Annotated in this window: 17 protein-coding genes and 1 tRNA gene; 4 read left to right on the top strand and 14 right to left on the bottom strand. The window is 57.2% G+C overall.

The window, feature by feature from the left end; genetic code table 11:
- Positions 1–281 precede the first annotated feature (281 nt).
- Positions 282–363, top strand: a tRNA-Ser gene (locus DSM3645_RS08670).
- Between the two features lie 202 nt (positions 364–565).
- Here the strand turns inward: DSM3645_RS08670 and DSM3645_RS08665 are convergent.
- The 10 genes from DSM3645_RS08665 to DSM3645_RS08620 form a co-directional block, all read right to left on the bottom strand.
- The gene (locus tag DSM3645_RS08665; RefSeq protein ID WP_002651744.1) at positions 566–1,738 is read right to left on the bottom strand and encodes a PepSY-associated TM helix domain-containing protein; all 1,173 of its coding nucleotides are present in this window, start codon (positions 1,736–1,738) and stop codon (positions 566–568) included.
- A gap of 83 nt (positions 1,739–1,821) precedes the next feature.
- Positions 1,822–2,325, bottom strand: a complete 504-nt coding sequence (locus DSM3645_RS08660) for a hypothetical protein (RefSeq protein WP_131282349.1) — start codon at positions 2,323–2,325, stop codon at positions 1,822–1,824.
- Positions 2,326–2,401: 76 nt separating this feature from the next.
- Complete coding sequence (locus DSM3645_RS08655; RefSeq protein ID WP_002651742.1) at positions 2,402–3,355, bottom strand: DUF1559 domain-containing protein; 954 nt, start codon at positions 3,353–3,355, stop codon at positions 2,402–2,404.
- A gap of 319 nt (positions 3,356–3,674) precedes the next feature.
- Positions 3,675–4,367 carry a hypothetical protein gene (locus DSM3645_RS08650; protein WP_002651741.1) on the bottom strand — a complete coding sequence of 231 codons (693 nt, stop codon included), beginning with the start codon at positions 4,365–4,367 and terminating at the stop codon, positions 3,675–3,677.
- Between the two features lie 111 nt (positions 4,368–4,478).
- Positions 4,479–7,397, bottom strand: a complete 2,919-nt coding sequence (locus DSM3645_RS08645) for a hypothetical protein (protein WP_002651740.1) — start codon at positions 7,395–7,397, stop codon at positions 4,479–4,481.
- Positions 7,398–7,505: 108 nt separating this feature from the next.
- Positions 7,506–8,489: a zinc ribbon domain-containing protein gene (locus DSM3645_RS08640; RefSeq protein WP_002651739.1), complete on the bottom strand. Its 984-nt coding sequence runs from the start codon at positions 8,487–8,489 to the stop codon at positions 7,506–7,508.
- A 7-nt stretch (positions 8,490–8,496) separates the two neighbouring features.
- Positions 8,497–9,618, bottom strand: coding sequence for a zinc ribbon domain-containing protein (locus DSM3645_RS08635; protein WP_002651738.1), 1,122 nt, complete (start codon positions 9,616–9,618; stop codon positions 8,497–8,499).
- 28 nt (positions 9,619–9,646) lie between these two features.
- The gene (gene ruvA / locus DSM3645_RS08630) at positions 9,647–10,273 is read right to left on the bottom strand and encodes a Holliday junction branch migration protein RuvA (RefSeq protein ID WP_002651737.1); all 627 of its coding nucleotides are present in this window, start codon (positions 10,271–10,273) and stop codon (positions 9,647–9,649) included.
- A 61-nt stretch (positions 10,274–10,334) separates the two neighbouring features.
- The gene (gene ruvC / locus DSM3645_RS08625) at positions 10,335–10,835 is read right to left on the bottom strand and encodes a crossover junction endodeoxyribonuclease RuvC (RefSeq protein ID WP_237564781.1); all 501 of its coding nucleotides are present in this window, start codon (positions 10,833–10,835) and stop codon (positions 10,335–10,337) included.
- Positions 10,836–10,993: 158 nt separating this feature from the next.
- Positions 10,994–11,602, bottom strand: coding sequence for a hypothetical protein (locus DSM3645_RS08620; RefSeq protein WP_040351712.1), 609 nt, complete (start codon positions 11,600–11,602; stop codon positions 10,994–10,996).
- Positions 11,603–11,981: 379 nt separating this feature from the next.
- On the opposite strand from DSM3645_RS08620, the gene DSM3645_RS08615 reads away from it, so the two are divergent.
- The 3 genes from DSM3645_RS08615 (at position 11,982) to DSM3645_RS08605 (ending at position 15,473) form a co-directional block, all read left to right on the top strand.
- Positions 11,982–13,604: a type II and III secretion system protein family protein gene (locus tag DSM3645_RS08615; protein ID WP_002651733.1), complete on the top strand. Its 1,623-nt coding sequence runs from the start codon at positions 11,982–11,984 to the stop codon at positions 13,602–13,604.
- 66 nt (positions 13,605–13,670) lie between these two features.
- The gene (locus DSM3645_RS30880) at positions 13,671–14,303 is read left to right on the top strand and encodes a hypothetical protein (RefSeq protein ID WP_002651732.1); all 633 of its coding nucleotides are present in this window, start codon (positions 13,671–13,673) and stop codon (positions 14,301–14,303) included.
- 69 nt (positions 14,304–14,372) lie between these two features.
- Complete coding sequence (locus DSM3645_RS08605; RefSeq protein ID WP_040351711.1) at positions 14,373–15,473, top strand: tetratricopeptide repeat protein; 1,101 nt, start codon at positions 14,373–14,375, stop codon at positions 15,471–15,473.
- 7 nt (positions 15,474–15,480) lie between these two features.
- Here DSM3645_RS08605 and DSM3645_RS08600 read toward each other — a convergent pair whose 3' ends face one another.
- Genes DSM3645_RS08600 through cpaB form a run of 4 tightly spaced genes read right to left on the bottom strand, consistent with a single transcriptional unit; the run spans position 15,481 to position 19,829 of the window.
- Positions 15,481–16,446, bottom strand: coding sequence for a type II secretion system F family protein (locus DSM3645_RS08600; protein ID WP_002651730.1), 966 nt, complete (start codon positions 16,444–16,446; stop codon positions 15,481–15,483).
- 33 nt (positions 16,447–16,479) lie between these two features.
- The gene (locus DSM3645_RS08595; RefSeq protein WP_002651729.1) at positions 16,480–17,412 is read right to left on the bottom strand and encodes a type II secretion system F family protein; all 933 of its coding nucleotides are present in this window, start codon (positions 17,410–17,412) and stop codon (positions 16,480–16,482) included.
- Positions 17,412–18,860: a CpaF family protein gene (locus DSM3645_RS08590; RefSeq protein WP_002651728.1), complete on the bottom strand. Its 1,449-nt coding sequence runs from the start codon at positions 18,858–18,860 to the stop codon at positions 17,412–17,414. The genes DSM3645_RS08595 and DSM3645_RS08590 overlap by 1 nt, the downstream gene beginning before the upstream one ends.
- A gap of 42 nt (positions 18,861–18,902) precedes the next feature.
- The gene (gene cpaB, locus DSM3645_RS08585) at positions 18,903–19,829 is read right to left on the bottom strand and encodes a Flp pilus assembly protein CpaB (RefSeq protein WP_040351710.1); all 927 of its coding nucleotides are present in this window, start codon (positions 19,827–19,829) and stop codon (positions 18,903–18,905) included.
- Positions 19,830–19,944 lie beyond the last annotated feature (115 nt).

Raw genomic sequence — 19,944 nt, 5'->3', positions numbered from 1 at the left:
CTTTTCGGCCAGTTTTGCTCAAGTAACTGGGTGCTACTACCGACAGGCGCCCCGCCAGACTGGTCTCAATCCGTCCAAATCCGCACAAACGCACGAAGAATATCAGGACCGATTGAACAGCAAAATCAAACGCTCGTCGTCTTAGCTAAGCGTTACCACCGGACAACTTGATCAGAAACTGTTTCAAGATGAGACGAATCGCCCCCATTTGCCCCAGACGAACCGATAGGGGAGCGGACTTGTCTCTCAGACGTCCGACGGTAAACTAAGGGACTTGCCCTGGAGGGTATGCGAATGGTTAGCAACCTGACTCGAAATCAGGCGCCCGGCAACGGGTTGAGGGTTCGACTCCCTTGCCCTCCGCTTTAAGCCGAAAAGGCTGTTGAGATAAGGACTTGCGTCTGAGACGCGGGTCCTTTTTTGTTTCTTGGCGAGTGATTTTTTTGAGGGTCGAACTCGGAGCGATATCTGTCTTGGCGCCGAGAACGACGGCTTTCTCCAGATCTGCTGTGTCGTAATGGCGGAGATCGTCCAATTTCACGCCCCAAATTAGAGCGACCTCCGTCTAAGAAACCGCGACCGGCCGATTCTGCGTTGCGGCAACCTTCTTCTGTTGGGCGTTGGCCCGCTTCTTTGAGCGGCGGCGATACCACAGCAGAAATCCAGTCACATAAAGAATGGCCGGAGTGATCCCCAGCCCCACGACGCACCAGCGACCGACGATTCCGAAGGCTTCGCCGTTATGCAGTGGGAATTGCCAGGCGTCAAACGTGTCGGTTGCAGTGAATGTCTGCGGAGCATGCGTAAAGAGGATCTCGCCAGAGTATTGATCTAGGTAAACCTGGGTTCGTCCGAACGAAGTTTGCACTTCGCCCGGTTGGCGAAACGCGACTTCGTAGACGCCTGCCTCCCCTTCCGGCGGATGCAGGTGATCGTACACGGCGGTCGGAAATTGCTTGTTCGCGACGACGATCGCTTCGTCCGCGGTCATTGCCTGACGTCCTTCTGCATCGGCGGACTTCAAATCTTTGGGCGGCGACGTCTTTTCGGAGACGACTTCGAGAACCGGCTTGATGACGAACGGCAGTTCCATATAAACGCCGGTAAAGGTGATCACCAGCAAAAAAAGGACAGAGAGAATCCCCGTCGTCTTGTGGAGGTCATAGTTAAATCGACTTCCGGAACGAATCGCGAGCGCAGCGCGGAAGCCTCCTTTGATTAACGGCCACCAGAGCACGATGCCGCTCAGCAGCGACACCAACACAAGGATCCCAATTACTCCGACGGCTAAGCCGCCGAACATTCCGGCCAACAGGCGAAAGTGGAGACTGTAGATGATTCCCATCGGGTCGGTTCCAAAGGTCCGTTGCCCCGTGACCTGCGCCGTGTAGGGATCGACATAAACGACGATAAACTCGGGCGATCCTTTGGTTCCGCCGCGATACAACACCGGCCAGACGCCGTTTTCTACCCGCGGATGGCCAACGACCAGCGCCTTAGAAATCTGGCCGGTCGAGTCCCCCTGGTATCCGGCGTCCGCGGCAGCCAGGACCTGTTGCAGCGTCTTCGGCTTTCCGGAACCTTCTGTCAGCAGCAACTGGGGGAAGAACCATTCGTCGATCGCATGGTCAAAAACCAGCAGACTGCCGGTTAGTCCCAACAGCACAAACGCGAGACCGAAGGTAAGTCCCAACCAACGATGGACGATGAGCCAGAGACGACGGAGACGGACATTCATAATTTTGTCGAATTCGATTTCAGCGAGTGGACGAAATGAAGTCTCGCGTCCAACATTTCCGCCAGACGCACCACGGCTGCCCCTCAGAGACCAGGACCGGGGCCGACTTTACCCGATTGTCGCGGAGCGCTCATGGTGATCTTCGCTTTGTCGATGATGACCGGCTCAATCGGACTGCCGTCATCCGCAATGGTAACCGTCAAACGCGTCACGGTCGGCGTCGCAAAAACCCGTCCCAAGCGGTCGGGCGAGAGTCCTCCCAGCTTGGGATCTTGCGGCCACAAGATGGTGAACTTGTACTCACCCGGAGGCGCTCCGTCCCCATATTCGTACGTCGTTAACGTATAAGTCCCATCCGCGGCCACCAAAGCGGAAGGACGCGACGCACGCTTGTCGATATCCCCTTTAACCGGATGCAAGTTGATAATTGCGCCGGCGGGGATTTCTCCGTTGACCGTGACGCTGCCGACGGCCGGAACCAAATCCGAGTGCCACTCCTCTTTCGAGCTGCAACCAAGACTCCAACCGAACAGGGCCAGCGCCGTCGCAGACATCACTGCGTATCGTGCGGGTGAAGGACGATTCATGGTAATCATTGAACCAGGGAGTTGAGTGTTTGGCGAATAAACCTCACGCGATATCAATGCATGAAGACAGAGCGGACTAGTACTCGCCGACGACCTCGCCGCCGGCACAACTGGTCATCGCCCAGAGGGTGTCGAGATTGATCGTCTCGGGTGCGAACCGTACCGAACCATCCCCCAACAGAATGTTCATTCCACCGGGGTGGAAAGCGTACGGTGCGCTGTAGAGATTTGTAACGTTCATCACTTCTGAACCGGCAAAGAGCGTGATCGTCGGTTCCTCTCCTGCGGTCATCGGCGGCGTGACCAGTACCGGTGCGAAGTAGGTTCCCAGCACATTGGAGGTCCAAGCTTCCCGCTCTTCACCATAGTTGGTTCCATAGCCGGTATAGATTGTCGGCGTCGATGCGCCCCCCGGCTCTTGCTGGTTTTTCGCCCACCAATGGGCTCGACCAGCTGACTCATACATACAGATCGTATTGGTCAAACCATCGGTGACATCGCGAAAGCCAATCTTGTCGTTGTACTGAAAGAAGGACTTGCCGGGCGCATTGTATTGATCTGCGGCGTTGAAAGGTGAGTAGCAGTAGGCGTAGTCGGAAGTCGCCGAACCGGCCACGGTTTGCTCTCCCCCGCCGGGAGCAGACGGACAAACCAGCGCTTCGGGAACGCTTGCTGCAATCGGAAGATTATCAGCATGATGCCAGGCCTCGTCATAGTTGTATTGGTCTTCTAGATTCGATAGCTCCAGATAGGGAAGCAGAGCGACAAAGGCGCTGCGCTCCGGCGCCGATACCGGCGTCCCTCCCAGACTCCCGATTAGCGGAAAGCAGCCCAGGACATCGTGATAGTTATGGATCGCCAGTCCCAGCTGTTTCAGATTGTTGGTGCACCGCATCCGCCGGGCCGCCTCGCGGGCTTGTTGCACCGCAGGCAATAACAAGGCAATCAACACGCCGATGATTGCAATGACAACTAATAATTCGACCAGGGTAAAGCCGCTGCGTTTGGTGTTTGCTGTAGAGATTTGCATCAGAGGAACTCTCGCTGGTTGATCGCCGGTTGCGACGACAAAGTGGAGCGTTGGCTCGCCCGCGAGAGGCTGGCTAATAGCTATTGGTGGGATATTTGAATCAGCATAATTGCCAATAATTTATTGACACTGATTCTCAATAGCTCCATTTTTAGTTCGTCGGAATGCGAGAAACAACCACTAACACCTAATTTTCCCCATAGAATGGTGGAATCTTAAAATTCTAGATCATAAGGTCGATAGTCTCTTTTAGCGACGAAAAGAGACTAAGCCCCCCTTATGGTCAGCCCAGTCTTGCCGGTTGTTACTTTACGCCCAATCAGTTGGCCCCCGCTGCCGTCAACTTCTTCACCGTCACAATCCAGCGCTCGGCGACTTCTACCCCGGCTCGCCGCTCTAAGCTGCCGGTGACTTTCGCCTGCTTGCCATCCAACGTCTCGGCCATCTTGCGCAACTCTTCACTGGAGCCCAGTTCCAACTCCCAGGTGATTCCCTTTGCGGTAATCGTTGTTCCGGTCGTTTCTCCGCCGATGGCGACAAGTCCGGTTTGCAGCTTGCCGATCACGGTGACCTGGATCGAACCTTCGCTGGCCGACGCGGCGTTGATCGGCTGGCCGTTGACCCGTTTGACGCCGGCTTTGTTGACGGCGACCAGTTTGTAGCCAAAGCCGGGGCCTGCCATTCTCGTGCCGGCGGTGACAAAGCGGATTTCTTCGATCTGCATCGTTGGTCGCAGCATGACTTGATTGGGCCCATCCACGACGCCCACGAGGACGATTTGTTGGGTGAAATCGATCTTCGGCAGTTCTTCACCCGGGCGCCAAGCGGTCCAGAGCTTTTTCCATTGCTCCGTAGCGGTGACAAATCCCGACTCTGGCGCCAGACTCTTCAGCGAGTTGTTGGGCGTTTTGCCGGACCATTCTTGCAGCACTTTTACTTCCAATTCGGTCGCCATCCCCAGCGGAGCAATCACCGCCGATAAAAGAAGTGCGAGCAATAGACGGGTAAACATGTTTATCTCCGTGGAACCTCGTGAAAGTGGGGTCTTCTCTTTCGTTATGACGACGGACAGCGGCGTTTCGTTTTCAGGCAAAAGCTCGATTGACTGCATCCTCGACGCTGATTATCGCCAATTCAACACTTGAAACAGCCCTTCACGCTGCCGGGCTCGCTGCGGCAATGCGAGCAGCGTGTCGCGGTACAGACTTAGCATCAAAGCGACCGCAAAGAACGTTCCACCGCCGATCATCATATAAACGGCCACGCTTTGCAGCATGCCCGGCAATTGCACGTAGCAGAGGAGCGTGCCGAAATAAAGCAGCATCGCCACCGCGCCGCTGATGGTGGTGCCGCGAACGCGGCAGACCAGACCGACGCCGACCAACACCAGCGCGATCGCCAACACGCCGATCTCATGGAACATTCCCCAGGCCGTCAGATCCGGGGAAAATTGAAAACGACGCCACAAGAGCGCCACGGTCATCGGCACGGCGAACAACAGACTGCCGAGCCACAGTCCGACCGACACTTCCTCTCGCTGATGACCCGCTTCGCGCGCCCAACCAACATGACTTGCGATCAGCATCAACGCGCCGATCACCGTCGCGGCGATTTCGACCTTTTGATGAATCGACAGTTGACTCGACGCCGCACAAAACAAGACTAGCGTCACCGTTTGGCAAATCGCCAACACAAAGTACCCGCGGCGCCAAGCGGCGGCGGAGATCAGACCGGCCGCGATGACCGACGCGACGATCAACCCCAGCAGCAAACCGACGATCTGAGCGTCAAAAACGCGCAACGGCAACCGATTGAAAGCGAACAAAATACCCGCCGCGCCGGCCAGCGTCAGCAGCGTGTTGCCGCTTTGAAACAACGCCAACGAGGCGCCGCTCGCCGCGTTGCGATCGGCGATTCCCCAGCGATAGAGCCCCAGTTGCATCAGACCCGCGACTGCAAACGTAGCGATGTAGGCGGCAAAGCCAACGTCGGCGTATGACAACGCTTGCCAAGCGGCCAGCGCTCCGGCGACGCTCGCCAGGTGAACGCCAAAGGCCCGCTTTTGTAGTCGCGCCGCTAACAGATAGAAGAAACAAGCCTCGGCGAAAAAGATCGCTAGTTGCAGATGAAGCGAACCGCCGGCGATCGGCGTCAGGACAAGTTCCGTTTTCAGTTCCAACGACGATACCATCACTTTGAGCAACAACGTCGCCGTCGCCAGATGCGCGGCGATCTCTAATCCGCTGGCGGCCCGCGGTTGGTGTAAGCGAGACGCAATCAGATAAGCGACCGGAATCACCATCATGATCGGCGCGGTGACGTACCAAGCTTGAAATCCATATAGCGCCAAACCGCCGACCGTCGCCAGCATGACCGACAACGCGCCCCCTACGAAGTAAACGCGCTCGGCCTCTCCTTCATCTTGCAGCGCGACATGAGCGCCAAAGCGACACGCGACGGCGGTTCCCACCATCGCGATCACATAGGCCCACGTCCACGCGGCGTGAGGGTCACCGTATTCGATTCGCAGGTACTGATAGATTCCAATCGCCAGCGGCGCCGCGAGCAGCACGACCGCCAACGCATGCGTGACCGTTTGGGCCGAACGGAGGTTGATCAGTTTCGAGCCTTCGTTTTCGGTCGAGCGAACCAGCAATAAGCGAATTCCATTAATCAGCAGCGACGTGAAGGACATCGCCAGGATCAGCGTTTCCGGCGAGATCTCAATCGGCAGCAGATCGATCAAGACGAACTCGGCGAAGAAACAGCCGATGATCGCGGCCGCCAAAAACTTTCCGCTGCGCTGAACGACCAGATGAGAATAGGCGTACAGATAGATTGCACCCACCGTCAAAGCCAACGCGAGCGACTTCAAGCCGAAGTGTTCGGCCAGCGGCGGTCGGGCAAAGGTCAACGGACCATGGAACCAGTCTCGCCAAACGTTGACCAGCAGCGGCTGATACAGCCAGGTCGCGGCGCACCAGCCGATCAAGATCGACACGGCGCCAAGCAAGACGAGATGTCCCGCGCGAAAACTGGCGCGACCAAATTTGTCGCGACTGAAATCTCCCTCATCCGGTGGAAAGGCGCGCTCGGCGTGAATCGCGACGGCGGCGATCCCCATCAGCAACGTCGCGGCGGCCGCTCCTTCCCAAAACTGAGCGACGTTTTGATCGGCCAGGATCAATAGCCCGGTCAATGTCGCTCCGCCGACAACCACATACACAAAGATCGCATCCCGAACTTGCCGCGCCATGACCACATACAGCAGACAGATCACCAGCGCCGGGATCCAGAGATGTCCTCCCTGGTCAAGCACAATCAATCCTTGCGCGTCATAGAACCAAAGATGCAGCGGCATCAACAAGCAGGACAACAGCGCCACGCCGCGACCGGCGGTTTGAAATTTCGACCAGCGAATCAGTCCAAAACCGCTTAACAAGATCGCCAGGTTTCCGGCGCCCAACAGCAGGGCCACGGTCAACGGATCATCAAAGAAACCGATGGTCGCCAGCCAGATGACCAGCCCAACCATTAGCAGCGCGCCGCCGAGCGCCATTAGATATTGCAACGTTTTTGGATCTAAGGCGACTTCTAAGAAACCGCGTCGCGGCGCTTCGGCCACTTCGGCCGTTGCAGTCGCTTCGGCGATGAGCGGTTCTAGCTCGCTGTCGTCATCGTCGGCGGGTCGCGGTTGTCTTTCAAGTTGGGCGCGCACTTCGCGGCCGCGGGTACGGTTTTCGCGTTGGCAAACCTGCGCCTGATACAGAGTAATTCGTCCCGCCTGCAAGTGTCGCTGGATCTCTTGATCAAGAAAGGTGCGATAACGGAACTCTTGCGGCAGACTCTGGGGCGCCTCGTCCGATTCTGGCGAAGCCAAATCATCTGGCGGGACGGCCAGTGGATTGTCGATCAGTTGGCGATAATGTTGCAAAATCGCCTTCTGGTGATTGGCCGTCACATATCCCTGTTGACTCCACTGCTGGAAGGCTTGCAACGCGAAGTCGATCGCCTGGGCGTAATCTTGACGCCGATCAGTCATGGCCCGCTCCCGAAGGTGGTTAGTAATGGCCCCCTGCCGTCGAGAATGGGGGACTAACAACCAACGCGTAAGAAGCGCGGATCAGGGACATTCGACCGCCAAATTCGGTTATCGCCCGGCGATGCCTGCACACAGGGCCATCAGTGCGACAATCGCAAGTCCCACGCCGATCGTCACCGCAACGGCGACGCCGAGCTTCGCATAAGAAACGGGCGCCTGGCCAAAGGTCTTGCCGGTTTGGCCATTGATCAGGAAGCGAAAGATTTTGTCTTTGTAGCGATAGGCCATGATCCAGATCGGCAACAGCATCGGCTCGCTTGACATATCCTGGATGCGCAAATTGACTTTGACATTTCGACTGCGCGGCGGAACAAACTTGACGTCACAGGCCTGACACTCCAGCGTTTCCAAACCGCTGCGTGCGTAGGGGCGCGCATATTTTCGCGAAACGTTGAAATCCTCGACGGTGAACGCATCAAAATCGATCGTCTGCGGCTCAACCGCTTCGCTGAGATGAAACGGTCCGACGGCGTCGGTCTCATGCGGCGTCAGCGCTCCGCTGGCGCCAACGAGCAGACCTTGATATTCAGCGCGATGTTGACCAGAGACGGGTCGCCATTCGCCTGCTGCGCCATACGGCAGGTCGGAAGTATCGGCGGTCCAGTTGCTAAAGACCTGCGCCTGAAACACCCAAAACGGAACGTAGACCGGCGTAATCTTTTCGAGGATGGCCGCGTTCGACAGATCGCCTGGGCGCCAGAACCCCTGTTTCAATTCGCTGCGCATCAAACGCTCGGCTTGATCGCGCGTGATCGCAAAGGCGATCGCCGCTTCGGGCGCGATGGTCTTATGATCGTCATTCTTAATCAGCTTTTCGCTGCCGCAAAAAGGACAGCGTAGCGTTCCTGCTTTCGCCGAGTAACTCATCGAAGCGCCGCAACCTTGGCAATCAAAACTGAGCGTCGAAGTGGTCGACTTATCAGCCGTCTGCCCTTCACGATGCGGAGCTTCGGTCCCACAGTTCGCGCAAAAGAGATCCTCTTCGTCGATCAGAGCGCCGCAAATGACGCATTTTTCGAGATGGTCGCTCATGCAATGACTAATACAACGCTTTGAGAATCAGGATGATAACCACAAGCAAGAGGAGAAGTCCCCCAATGCCGCCGATCACGGCGCCGATCCGCCGCCACGAGATCGGCTTGTCGCCGACGATCTTACCGGTCTGGCCGTTGACCAGAAAACGATACAACTTGTCTTGATAGCGATAGCTGAGCAAGTAAACCGGCAGCAGACAAAGATCGGAGTTTTCGTGACTGAAATTTGTCTGAACAACCAAATTCCGATGCGTGTTGCCGGGTAAAAATGAAGCGATGTTTTGCTGCTCGCGTCGATAGAACTCTTGCTTGCAAATCTCGTGCGCCTGTTCTTTTTCGATCGAATACTCTTCGGCGCTCCACCCGGCCAGATAGAACGGCTCGTATCGTTTCAGCGCAGGCAGGTTGAACGGCTTGATCTGATCGGCGTCGGTCTGTTGCAACCCTTTGCTGGCCGATACCAAATAGCCGCTGTAGTACTCATGATGCTGGCCGTCCAGCGGCCACCACTCGGTCTCGGTGACGGTGCGCGTCTTCGTCACCATCTTGCCGTTTTCCATCGTGGTGTACGTTTCGGTCCGATACCAATACTCGCCGATCGACGCCGACCAACGGCTTTCGGCCAGCATCGAAAATCCCCAAAACGGCAGGTAGACGCCGCGCAGTTTTTCAGCGATCTTCGCCAGGTGCAAATCGCCAGGGCGATACCATTGATTATCCGTGATCCAAGCGTGAAAACGCGCTTCGGCCTGCTCTGGCGTCACGCCAAAGCCGATCACGAACTCGGGCCGCTGGCGTCCGATCTCCTCAGGCGAATACTCGACGACGTAGTTGGAGTCGCAAAAGGGACAGACAAACGCCCGCTCGTCGATCGAGACGTTCACCTTGGCGCCGCAAGCGTTACACTGAAAAAATTTGTGCTGATCAGCGCCGCGCCCCGCAGGCTTGATCGGCTCGACCACTTCGCTTGGCGTTCCGCAAGCAGGGCAAAACTTGTCTTGGGGCTCAACCGGACAGCCGCAAGACGGACAGGGATGCCCGGCAGGGGGAACGACGTCCGCATCGACCACGTGGTCCACGAGCGGTTCGACCAGTTCTTCTTCCGGGAGAGTTTCGGCAGAGGACATTGCGGCGTGTCGACTCGGCGGTGTGGGGTTAGCTCGAATGACTCAACTGATAGACGGCTTGCAGCAGGGTTTCGACATCTTTGTACTTCTTTTTCTCTTCCAGCGCCGCATCGATCAACCGGCGCGCGTCGCTCTCGCTGTGCCCTAGTGAACGGAGCACGTCGAAAGTCTCAGAAATCACATCGCGCGGCGCGATATCTTCGCCGAGCTCGCTGCGACCGACCAGCAAAGCGAATTTCGGCACCTTGCGGCGCAACTTGGCGACAATTCGATCGGCGGTCGCCGGACCAACGCCTGGCAGCGCCGAAAGTCCCTTTGTGTCCTGTTCTTCGATCAACGAGGCGACTTCTTGGACCGGACGAACCATTGCCCGCAAAGCTTTTCGGACGCCGACCCCATCGACCGAGCAAAACAGCTCGAAAAACTCCCGCTCGATCCGATCCGAGAAACCGATCATGCGCGGCGTCAGGCGCCCCTGTTGAGGGTTTCCTTCGAGGTATTCGATCGTGTGCAGCGCGACTTCTTCGCCGAGATGGTTCTGCAATTGCCGACGCACGAACTCGGGGATCAAAACTTCATATTCGAAAGCGCCCACGGTGAGCGTTAGCACCGCTTCGCTGACGGAAGTCACTTTGCCCGTAATTTTGGTAATCAAGGATCGGTTCCTGGTGGCGCAGTCGAAGGCGAAACCAAGGTTTTAGAGGATATCGGCGCGGTCACGCAACCTGCGTCGGCATGCTCGCCAGATAATAGTGGCACAGCGCCACGGCCAAAGCGTCGGCAACGTCCGGCGGTTCGGGGATTTCGGGCAGGCTCAGTTCGCGCTGCACCGAGAGTTGCACCTGGTTTTTGGGCGCCCTGCCCGATCCGGTCAGCAGTTTTTTGATCTGCGTCGCCGAGTAATGGTGGATCGGCATTCCGGCCTGTTCGGCCGCCAGGCAAAGCACGCCGCGAGCGTGCCCCATAATAATGGCCGTCTTGGGGCGCTCGTAATGCGAATAAAGTTGCTCGATCGCCATCGTCTGCGGTTGCAGCGTGGTGATCACGTCGCGCACGCCGTCATAGATCTCGCGAACACGGGCCGGCAACGAGCCGCGCGTCTTACCGCGGACGACGCCTGCTTCGATGATTCGAATGCGGCGATTTTGGACTTCGATCACTGCATATCCGGTGATGTTCAGCCCTGGGTCGATCCCCAGAATTCTTGTGCACTCCATCGCATTCCTACTGACAGCAGCGGCGCGGGTCGCGCGTGGGGCGGCGCCGCCCCACGCAAATGTGATTGTAACGGCAGCAAGGTTTTCGAGCGAGGCGCATAAAAAGGCCCCGTACCGACGACGGGGCTTGGTTGGCGCTCTAGGCGAGACTTGTCCTGTTACGGAACCAAGGGATCGATCGCTTCGACCGGCGGAGCAAACTTGGCGTCGAATTCTCGATAGACTTCGTCAAACACGCCGTTGGCGTAAGGCAACCGCGGATTGGCGACCCAAGACTCAGCGACGGCTTGCTGCGGCGCAATTTGAGCCGCGTTGTAAGGGCGAAAGTAGTAATAGAAGTGAGGCGTCGCATCATAAGGAAAATGCTGACGCATGTTGCCTGGACAGCACCACGGGCTGGGCAAACAGTGCTTCGACCAGATGCCGGCATGCTGTTCGCAACGATGGTAGTAGTCGTCGCTGCGGCGCGACGTGCGATCGTAGTAAGCTTCGGAAGGACCGTAGTTGAGCGGCGCCGCGTCGTAACGCAGAACCGAAGTTTCTCCCGTGTGAACCGGCATCGGCTCAGCATACTGAACCATCGGTTCTTGGCCAACCGGCGGTGCGTTGTACTTCACCTGCTGCAGTGCGCCAGTCCCCACGTCGTCGGTGGCGATTTGGGCCGCTTCCGGCGTCCGCAAGGAAGGCGGAGTCAGATGTCGCGTCGTGCCGTGACCAGGACTTGCTGAGACGGCAGCTATCGCAACAAGAAAGGTGAGTTGTACCATCGTCCGCTACTTTCCAGGAATGAACGTCGAGAGACCGACGCAATCCAGCCATTTTGATCGCGTCTTGTTATTAACGTCGGACGTCTGCTCGCTTTGTCTCATAAAAATCAGAGCGATCGCAAAAGCTTTCACAGTCTTCTACGCTGCATCTAGATTACCTGTCTCACCATTCTTAAGCGCAACGCTAGCAATGCTTCGGACCGCCACCGCTCTGAGACCGCTGGATAAATGATCAAAATCGTTAGATTTTGCCAACGGAACTGAACTGACTTAGGTGACTTTTCCGAAAGTGAGACTATTGCCGATCATCGTGACTTTGCAAAAAGGCAAGGTTTTGCTCGTCACAGAACGGCGGCGGCGACCACAAAAGATAAATAGGATGACAATGCGCAATCTCAGCACCGCTCTCGCAACACTTGCGATGATCCTCTCGGCAGGGGGCATCGCGTTTGGTCAGGCGCAGGAAATATTGCCGGCCCCCAACCAACTCGAACAGCTTTCCAGCCCGAATGCCGCGACGCTCCAAAAGCAATTCGATCTGATTGATGAGGTGCTGGAGCCAGAATTGATTTTCAGTCTTATGACCTCGCAATCGAAGATCGTAAGAACGAAGTCCCCCGTCTTTCGCGTAGCGATCACCAATCCGGCGGTCGTTGAGGTCAACGAGTTCTCACCCACAGAAATGGAAGTGATCGGCTCTGCGGTTGGCCAGACGACCATGACGCTCTGGTTCAACAACGCCGATGGCACGGTCTCGACGCTGCGATACTTGATTATCGTATCGAACGACGACAACCGCGCTGATCTCGAATACGGCAAACTTCAGGCGCACATCAACGAGATGTTCCCCTATAGTCGGGTGCAACTCTTTCCGATCGCTGACAAGTTGATCGTTCGCGGTCAAGCTCGCGACTCGAAAGAAGCGGCCGAAATCTTGGCGGTCATCGGCGACCAGGCAGTCAATCAAAATGGCAATATCAGCGGCAGCGGCACGGTGAACGTCGGCTCTGTGGCCCGTTTGCCCGACGCGGAAGACCTGGAAACAACCTCACTGATCAACTTGTTGGAAGTTCCCGGCGAACAACAGGTCATGCTGAAAGTTCGCGTGGCTGAGTTGTCGCGGCAAGCGGCCCGCGAGTTAGGAATGGATTTTTCCGTGATGGAAGAATCGTTCTCGATCGCCCACACGATCATGGGCGGCGCCGGCAACTTGTCCGCCATCTTGGACGGCGGCGACGTTGAGCTCTTCATTCGCGCCTTCAGCAGCAACGGCTCGGCGAAAATCTTGGCCGAACCGACGTTGATGACGTTGAGCGGACAATCGGCCAGCTTTATCGCCGGTGGCGAATTCGCCGTACCGACGGCAGTAGGAGTCGGCGGCATCGGAGCGGTCAGCACCTCGTTCCGTGGGTTCGGTACGCAAGTTCAATTTATGCCGACCGTCATGGACAAAGACATGATTCGTTTGTCGGTCGCTCCTTCGGTCAGCTCGATCAATCAAAGCTTGAGCGTCGACGGAGTGCCGGGTCTTGATATTCGTGGAGCCGTCACGACGGTTGATCTTCGCGAAGGCCAATGGTTGGCGATCGCCGGCTTGATCCAGGACGAACAAGAGGCCTCGCGGTCACGACTTCCCTTGCTAGGCGACATCCCCTACGTCGGCGCCGCCTTCGGCAGTCAAACGACCAAGCGAATCGAAACCGAACTGGTCATCCTGGTCAGTCCTGAATTGGTTCATCCGATGGAACGAGATCAGGTTCCGTTGTACTTGCCAGGCATGGAAGTGACCGAACCGACGAACAAAGAATTCTTTCTGCATCAGCAAATCGAAGGCTTGCCTGGCTACGACTATCGCAGCACGGTCTGGCCCAGCTATCGGCACCAGATCCATCACGAGAATTTTGAACATGTGCGAGCCGAACGTCAGGCCCGCAAATGTCGCGGTCAATTCCAAGAAAGCGAAGGGTACTACATGCACGGTCCGGCTGGTTTCTCCCAGTAGTTTCCGCCGATCGCTGTTTCATGTCGCCCTACTATCCCACATAAAGCCAACCGAGGGTCTTTCCCTATGAAAAAACGCCGCAACATTGTCGCTGGATTCGGCCTGACGGTCGTCATGTTCGGTGCTCTGACTGGCTGTCAAAAACGAGGCATTATCCAACCGGCGCCCTTTCCCCCGCTCGGAACGGTCGTCGATCAGATGAATGCGGCGCAGGAAGAAAACGCCGAAGCGGCCAAGTTTGTGATTTACATGCACGAGTTTGAAGCCAGCCAGCCGGAAGAACAAATCCGCGACGTTCAATCGTGGAGGCTCAACGACTATGGCGAAGATCACGTAAAGCAAATCGCCGCGAAGTTGAAAGAAGGGGTCGGCTTCCCGGTCGTCGTCGAACGCAATCAAACGAGCGTCGATCCTCGCAGCACTTACAAGTATCCGGTCCACTTCAACGCCCAAGTCGACGAACGACGGCGTCAGGTCGTAGTCGCGGCGCTCGTTCACATGGGAGTTGAAGACGCCGAGAATCGCGTCGTCGTCGCTCCTTCCTTCTCCGAAGGCTTGAACGCTCAGGAAGCGGCGTCCGCCTATGGACGCTCTCGCCTTGGCAATGGCGGTCGCGGCGGCGGCGGTGGTTTTGGCGGCGGATTCGGGGGTGGTTTTGGCGGCGGCGGTGGATTCGGCGGCGGCGGCGGTTTCTTTTAATCGCTCCAGACCACGTCCTTCCCCATTGATTTGAACGCGCGACTTCAAACGCAAACGATAGTCAACATCATGAATAAATACGCTCCACTCGCTGTGCTCGTTTCGATTGCGTGCGTCGGTTGCGCCTCGACTCACAACGGCGGTCTCTTTTCGTCCGTCCGACCAGGCCCGACGAACTTTAACCAAGAGCTGAGTCTGGCGCGGCTGTCCGAACGTCAAAATAAGACGGAATCAGCGGAGCGCATTTATCATTCGATTCTGAAACACCAGCCGGACAATGTCGTCGCCAACCACCGGTTGGGCGTGATGTCGGCGAAGCGCGGGCTGCACGACGAAGCGACCAAGTACTTTCAGACGGCGGAAGCGGCCGGACTTCGTTCCGCCGAGTTCTATAATGACTACGGCTATTTGCACTACCTGCAAAACGAAACCGAAACCGCCGAACAATATTTCCAAAAATCACTGGCCGTCGACGCTTCCTACCGTTCGACTCACAACAATCTCGGCTTGATTCTGGGAGAATCTCAGCGTTACGACGAAAGCCTGAAGCACTTCCTGCTTGCCGTCGACGAAGGAGAAGCCTACGCCAACTTGGCCTTCATCCAATCGCAAATGGGCGATCTGGAAACCGCCGAAAGAAACTACCACCGAGCTCTGGAACTGGACCCTGAGTTGAAACGAGCGGCCCAAGCTTTGGTGCAGATCGCCAGCAGACGCGGGACGGTCAAGCCGGTCGATCGCATTCCAGGCAATCAAGAGAAGCAATCGGCCGATCGCGTTGCGAAGAATCTACGACAAGCGGAGACGGATGTCGTCGCCGCTTCGGTCAACGAAGCGATCGCGGCGAAACCAACAGCGCCGACCGAGCAAGCGATCGCGACGCTCTCGTCCGATGCAGTCGCACCCGCTTCGTTCATGACGGAGAAATCATCCGCTGCCGCTTCGATCGAGACGCAACAGCAGGTAGCCGACGCCGGACAAGCGTCGCTTGAGACCAAGGTCGAATCGTCGATGACCAGCAAGTCGGGACTGCACTATCCGCAGATCATGTCGCTTCCCCCTTCGCTGCAGACTAGTCACATCCGGAGAAGTCTGAACGCGAATCCCAACGCAGCCTCGCGACTAGGTTTCGCCGAGAACACGCTGCGGGATACTCCGCGTAGCGAATAGACAGACGCTATCGATTAGGCGTGGCGCTCGGCGGCCCCGCCGACGAGGATTGATCCAAAATGCCGCCCGACTCTCTGCCTGAGCCCATGAAGTCTTGCAACCGCAGCACCGAAGGGCCGAGCAGTAAGATATAAACCGGCGGCGCAAGTAAGAAGATGACCGGAATCAGCAGCTTGATCGAGTTCTGGTTGCCACGCTCTTCGGCCAACTGACGACGCGAACGTCGAATGCTGTCGGCGAAATCGCGAAATGCGCCGGCCACGCTGCCGCCGATGCGCTGAGCCTGGGTCACCAAACTCGCCAGCGCGTTGACTTCCGGCACTTCCAATCGCTTGGCGAAATTCTGAATCGCTTGGCCCAGCGAACCGGTCTCGGCTTGGCGATCGAGAATCATCAATTCGCACGCTAAATCTTCGTGCGAGCGAACCATCTCGTCACTGACTCGCTTGATGGACTTCTGCAGCGGCAGTCCGGCGGTCGTCGTCATCGTGATCATGTCGAGCGCATCGGGCAAAGCATGTTGAATCCGACTGACGCGCGCCGCAGCTTGCGAGCTGATAATGACGCGAGGAATCGCAAAAATCAAAATCAAAACCGCCACGCTTACGATCAGAATCAATTGCGTCGTCGTTTCGTTGGCGTCCGCCAACGCGATCAACGTTGCGCCGACAAAAAAGACCCACGCGACAAGCGCCGCGTTCCGCACAGCCAGAAACTCGTCGGCGGCGTCGCGATGATAGTAGCCGGCTTTGACCATATCTTTTTGCAGCGTTTCGTACGACTGCTTCGACTTTGGCAGGATGCCGGCGAAGGCGCGGGTCAGGCCTCCCAGTCCGATCGATCCTTTGGCGCCGGGATGCAGCATCTCACTAGGCTTGTTCCGATCCGAAGACAGCAACAAGCGCCCCGCGAGATAGATCAGCATGGTGACGCCAAAAAAGGCGCCGACGATAAGCAGTGCGGGATTCATCATAAATGAGATACTCTCTACAAATCGGCCAGTCGCCTAGTAGTCGGCTCGCACCAGGCGATAGACGAAGTACAAACCGAGCGCTTCGCTGACCAGCGCGAATAACAGCAAGTAACGCCCCCACGGGTGAGCGAAGAACTCGCTGAAATATTCGGGTTGAAACAGCAAGAAGAAGACAAGCAAAAGCGGAGCGAGCAGCGCGATAATCGTCGCCGACATCCGCCCTGAACTGGTAATGCTGCGCAGTTGTCGATGGTAAGCCATGCGGTCACGAATCACCGCCGCCAACCGATCGAGCGTCTCAGGCAGCGCCCCGCCAGACTCGCGATGCACGCTAATCGTGGTGGCGAAAATCTTGACGTCCATCAGTTCGACGCGATCCGCCATTCCTTCCATCGCCTTCGGCGCCGACAGCCCCACATCCAGTTGCTTGGCGCAACGACGAAACTCGACGCCGATCGGATCTTCGCTCGATTCGCCGACCAGTTGAATCGCTTGTTCAAAACTTTCGCCGGCTCGAACCGCTCGCGCGATCAATTCCAGCGCGCTGGGAAATTGATCCTGAAAGGCCCGCAGTCGACGATTTTTGATCCAGATCAAAACCCCCAGACAGGCGAAGATCCCCAGCACCGTCACCAGGCCGGTCACCAACGGGTCTTCGGTGATGACAAACGCGGCGACTCCACAAGTCGCACCAACGGCGATCATCAGCGCCACCGCCATCCCCGGGCCGAAATCGAGACCTGACAGATAGAGCGTACGCGTCAACCAACTATCAAACTGGCCGATCGACGCTCCTTCTTCCGCAGCTCGGCGCGGCGGAAATTGCCGTAGCCCTGTCGAAACGGTCGCTCCGCTTTCTCCGCCAAACGCCAATTCCTTGACGGCGAGAAAAACGAAGGCCGCGACCGAAGCGACTCCGGCGAAGATGATCAGCGCGACGATATTTGGATCGAGATTATCGAACACTACGCACCCTCCTCTGGATCGCCGCCGGCGTCATGCATGTCGGCGTCCGCAGCCAGATCCAGCAAGCCTGACTCGTCGCTCGACTGGGCGACTTCGCCGCGTGAGTTCAAGTACTTCGCGTAGATCAAATCAGATTCGTGTTTCTTCATGACGGCGTCGTCAAACTCGACGCCAGCGTTGGCGAAACGTTCGCGACAAAGGGCCCAGTAGCCGGTTGCGTAGAAACGACCTTTGGCGCGTCCTTGCTCGTCGAGTCCCTCTTGGCGGAATCCAAAGATGTCGTCCAGCACGTAGTCCCCATTCTCGTTCACTTCGCGAATCTCAGCGATGCGGGTAACGCGGCGAACGCCCCCCTTCAATCGCGAGACATGGACGACCATTTTGATCCCGGTGGCGATGTATTGGCGGATGACTTTGACCGGCAATTCGAAGCCGGTCATCGCGACCATCATTTCGAGTCGAGCGAGCGCGTCGCGAGAATCATTGGCGTGAATCGTCGTTAACGACCCTTCGTGCCCGGTGTTCATCGCTTGCAACATGTCGAGCGCTTCCGCGCCGCGAACTTCACCGACGATGATTCGATCGGGCCGCATGCGTAAACTATTGCGAACCAAGTCACGCTGCGTGACGGCGCCGGCGCCTTCGGCGTTGGAAGGCCGCGTCTCCATCCCCAAGACGTGCGGATGCTGCAGCAGCAGTTCGGCCGAGTCTTCAATCGTAACGATTCGCTCGTCGTGCGGAATGTAGGTCGACAACGCATTGAGCAACGTCGTCTTACCGGCGCCTGTACCGCCGGAAATCAAAAAACTAATTCGCGAAGCGACGGCCGCTTGGAGAAAATCAGCCATCTCCTGCGAGAGCGAGTCGGTCGCGATCAGATTCGCTAGATGCAAGTGTTCGACGCCAAACCGGCGAATCGACAACTTGGGTCCGCCCAGCGCTAGCGGCGCGACGACGGCGTTCACACGTGATCCATCCGGCAGGCGAGCGTCGACCATCGGACTGACTTCATCAATCCGCCGACCGACGCGCCCCACCACGCGCTGAATGATCCGCAGCACATGGGCGTCATCGGCGAAGATGACGTCGGTTAATTCTAACTGGCCGAATCGCTCGATATAAACCTCGCGGGCGCCGTTCACCAGGATGTCGCTGATGGTCGGATCGTGCATCAACGGCTCAATCGGCCCGAGGCCGAATAGTTCGTAGTCGAGCTCTTTCTCAAGTCGCTCACGCGTCTCGGCGTCCAGCTTGAGATTCTTGCGCTGGCAATATTTGCTCGACAGATTGCGGATGTCGCCGCGAATCGCTTCTTCGTTGCGGTTGGTGACGGCGCCCAGATCGAGTGAATCGACCATTTCTTCATGGAGCGACGTCTTCAAACGCTGGAATTCGATTTCCGCCTGGTCGATGTTACGATTGGGCGCGGCGTGGTTCGGCATGATCATCGCGCGGTAGCCTACGAAGAGAGTTGGGGGGAGGAGATACGCTTAGTCGGCGCTGGCGACTTCCGCCGCAGCTTCAACGGCGCCGGAAGTTTGCGAAGCGCGGAACAGTTGGTCCCGTCCAGCGACGTTCGGGCGGAACTCCAGTTCCGAGATTTGCCCACCGCGATAGACCCGCATCATCTGGCGCAACGGCGGACGGCGATCAAGCAGTTCGGCCAACGTCCGCGGCGCACCGTTATAAGAAACGACTTCTCCGTCCAGCGGCACCAGCGCGAGTGCGAACGTTCCATGATCGTCGGCGACTTGCAGCTTGGTCGCTTCGTGCGGCAGCACGGCCAAAGTGACGGTCGCGTATTCACGCATGCGTAGTCGTTGCGACTGCTCATTGACGATCGGATGCAGCGCCGAAGGACTCGAGTCAAACGCCAATACCTTGACGTCTTGCAGCAATGTGACCGTCGTTTCGGCTAGTTCGTTTTCCGGATCCGCTTCGGCGCGAAAGAGCACGTCGACTTTGGTGCCGGGGCGAGCGAATCCTTCCACCGCTTCGTCATATTCAATGCGAACGGTAAACGCACGTTGACCAGCTCCAAGATTTTGCACGATGCCGGGCCCGGTTCCTTCGGGATAGAACATGTCAGGCGTAAAGACCGACTTTTCAGTCAGCTCTTGACGCAGCGTGCGGCCGATAATCTGGGTGGCGTTCACCATATAGCCGGTGGGCAGCGGCTGCTCTTCCAACTGTTTTTCGGTGTACTGATAGATCACCACATCGCCCAGCGTCAGCGTACGGCCAGCCGGCAGATTGACGGCCGCTTTCGGAACGACAAACGTTTTGGGCGGTGCTGTCGTTTCAACCACCGGCGGCGTTTCTTTCATCATATTCTTGCGGACCACATAAGCGGACAACAAACCGAACATGACGGCGACAACGCCCAACAATAAGGTTCCAGGACTCAAAGAAGACATTGCTGCTCACTCCGCTTACGCGATCGTTTGCTGATTTGAAATCTGAATTCAGCGGCGATCCGTGCCGAGACAGCGGTACAACCTCCTGTTGTGCCGAAGTAGTGATCTGGTACTT

The organism is Blastopirellula marina DSM 3645 (genome assembly GCF_000153105.1).
Taxonomy (GTDB): domain Bacteria; phylum Planctomycetota; class Planctomycetia; order Pirellulales; family Pirellulaceae; genus Blastopirellula; species Blastopirellula marina.
The sequence above is the reverse complement of the archived record's forward strand: the minus strand, read 5'-3'. Positions and strand labels throughout refer to the sequence as shown.

Bases quoted from the DNA above. Each gene is read 5' to 3' on its own strand.
- DSM3645_RS30880 (WP_002651732.1), top strand. From the start codon at position 13,671: ATGAAAAAACGCCGCAACATTGTCGCTGGATTCGGCCTGACGGTCGTC.
- DSM3645_RS08655 (WP_002651742.1), bottom strand. From the start codon at position 3,355: ATGCAAATCTCTACAGCAAACACCAAACGCAGCGGCTTTACCCTGGTC.
- DSM3645_RS08600 (WP_002651730.1), bottom strand. From the start codon at position 16,446: ATGATGAATCCCGCACTGCTTATCGTCGGCGCCTTTTTTGGCGTCACC.
- DSM3645_RS08640 (WP_002651739.1), bottom strand. From the start codon at position 8,489: ATGAGCGACCATCTCGAAAAATGCGTCATTTGCGGCGCTCTGATCGAC.
- DSM3645_RS08645 (WP_002651740.1), bottom strand. From the start codon at position 7,397: ATGACTGATCGGCGTCAAGATTACGCCCAGGCGATCGACTTCGCGTTG.
- DSM3645_RS08650 (WP_002651741.1), bottom strand. From the start codon at position 4,367: ATGTTTACCCGTCTATTGCTCGCACTTCTTTTATCGGCGGTGATTGCT.
- DSM3645_RS08660 (WP_131282349.1), bottom strand. From the start codon at position 2,325: ATGAATCGTCCTTCACCCGCACGATACGCAGTGATGTCTGCGACGGCG.
- ruvC (WP_237564781.1), bottom strand. From the start codon at position 10,835: ATGGAGTGCACAAGAATTCTGGGGATCGACCCAGGGCTGAACATCACC.
- DSM3645_RS08590 (WP_002651728.1), bottom strand. From the start codon at position 18,860: ATGATCATGCCGAACCACGCCGCGCCCAATCGTAACATCGACCAGGCG.
- DSM3645_RS08615 (WP_002651733.1), top strand. From the start codon at position 11,982: ATGACAATGCGCAATCTCAGCACCGCTCTCGCAACACTTGCGATGATC.
- DSM3645_RS08620 (WP_040351712.1), bottom strand. From the start codon at position 11,602: ATGGTACAACTCACCTTTCTTGTTGCGATAGCTGCCGTCTCAGCAAGT.
- DSM3645_RS08665 (WP_002651744.1), bottom strand. From the start codon at position 1,738: ATGAATGTCCGTCTCCGTCGTCTCTGGCTCATCGTCCATCGTTGGTTG.
- cpaB (WP_040351710.1), bottom strand. From the start codon at position 19,829: ATGTCTTCTTTGAGTCCTGGAACCTTATTGTTGGGCGTTGTCGCCGTC.
- DSM3645_RS08605 (WP_040351711.1), top strand. From the start codon at position 14,373: ATGAATAAATACGCTCCACTCGCTGTGCTCGTTTCGATTGCGTGCGTC.
- DSM3645_RS08635 (WP_002651738.1), bottom strand. From the start codon at position 9,618: ATGTCCTCTGCCGAAACTCTCCCGGAAGAAGAACTGGTCGAACCGCTC.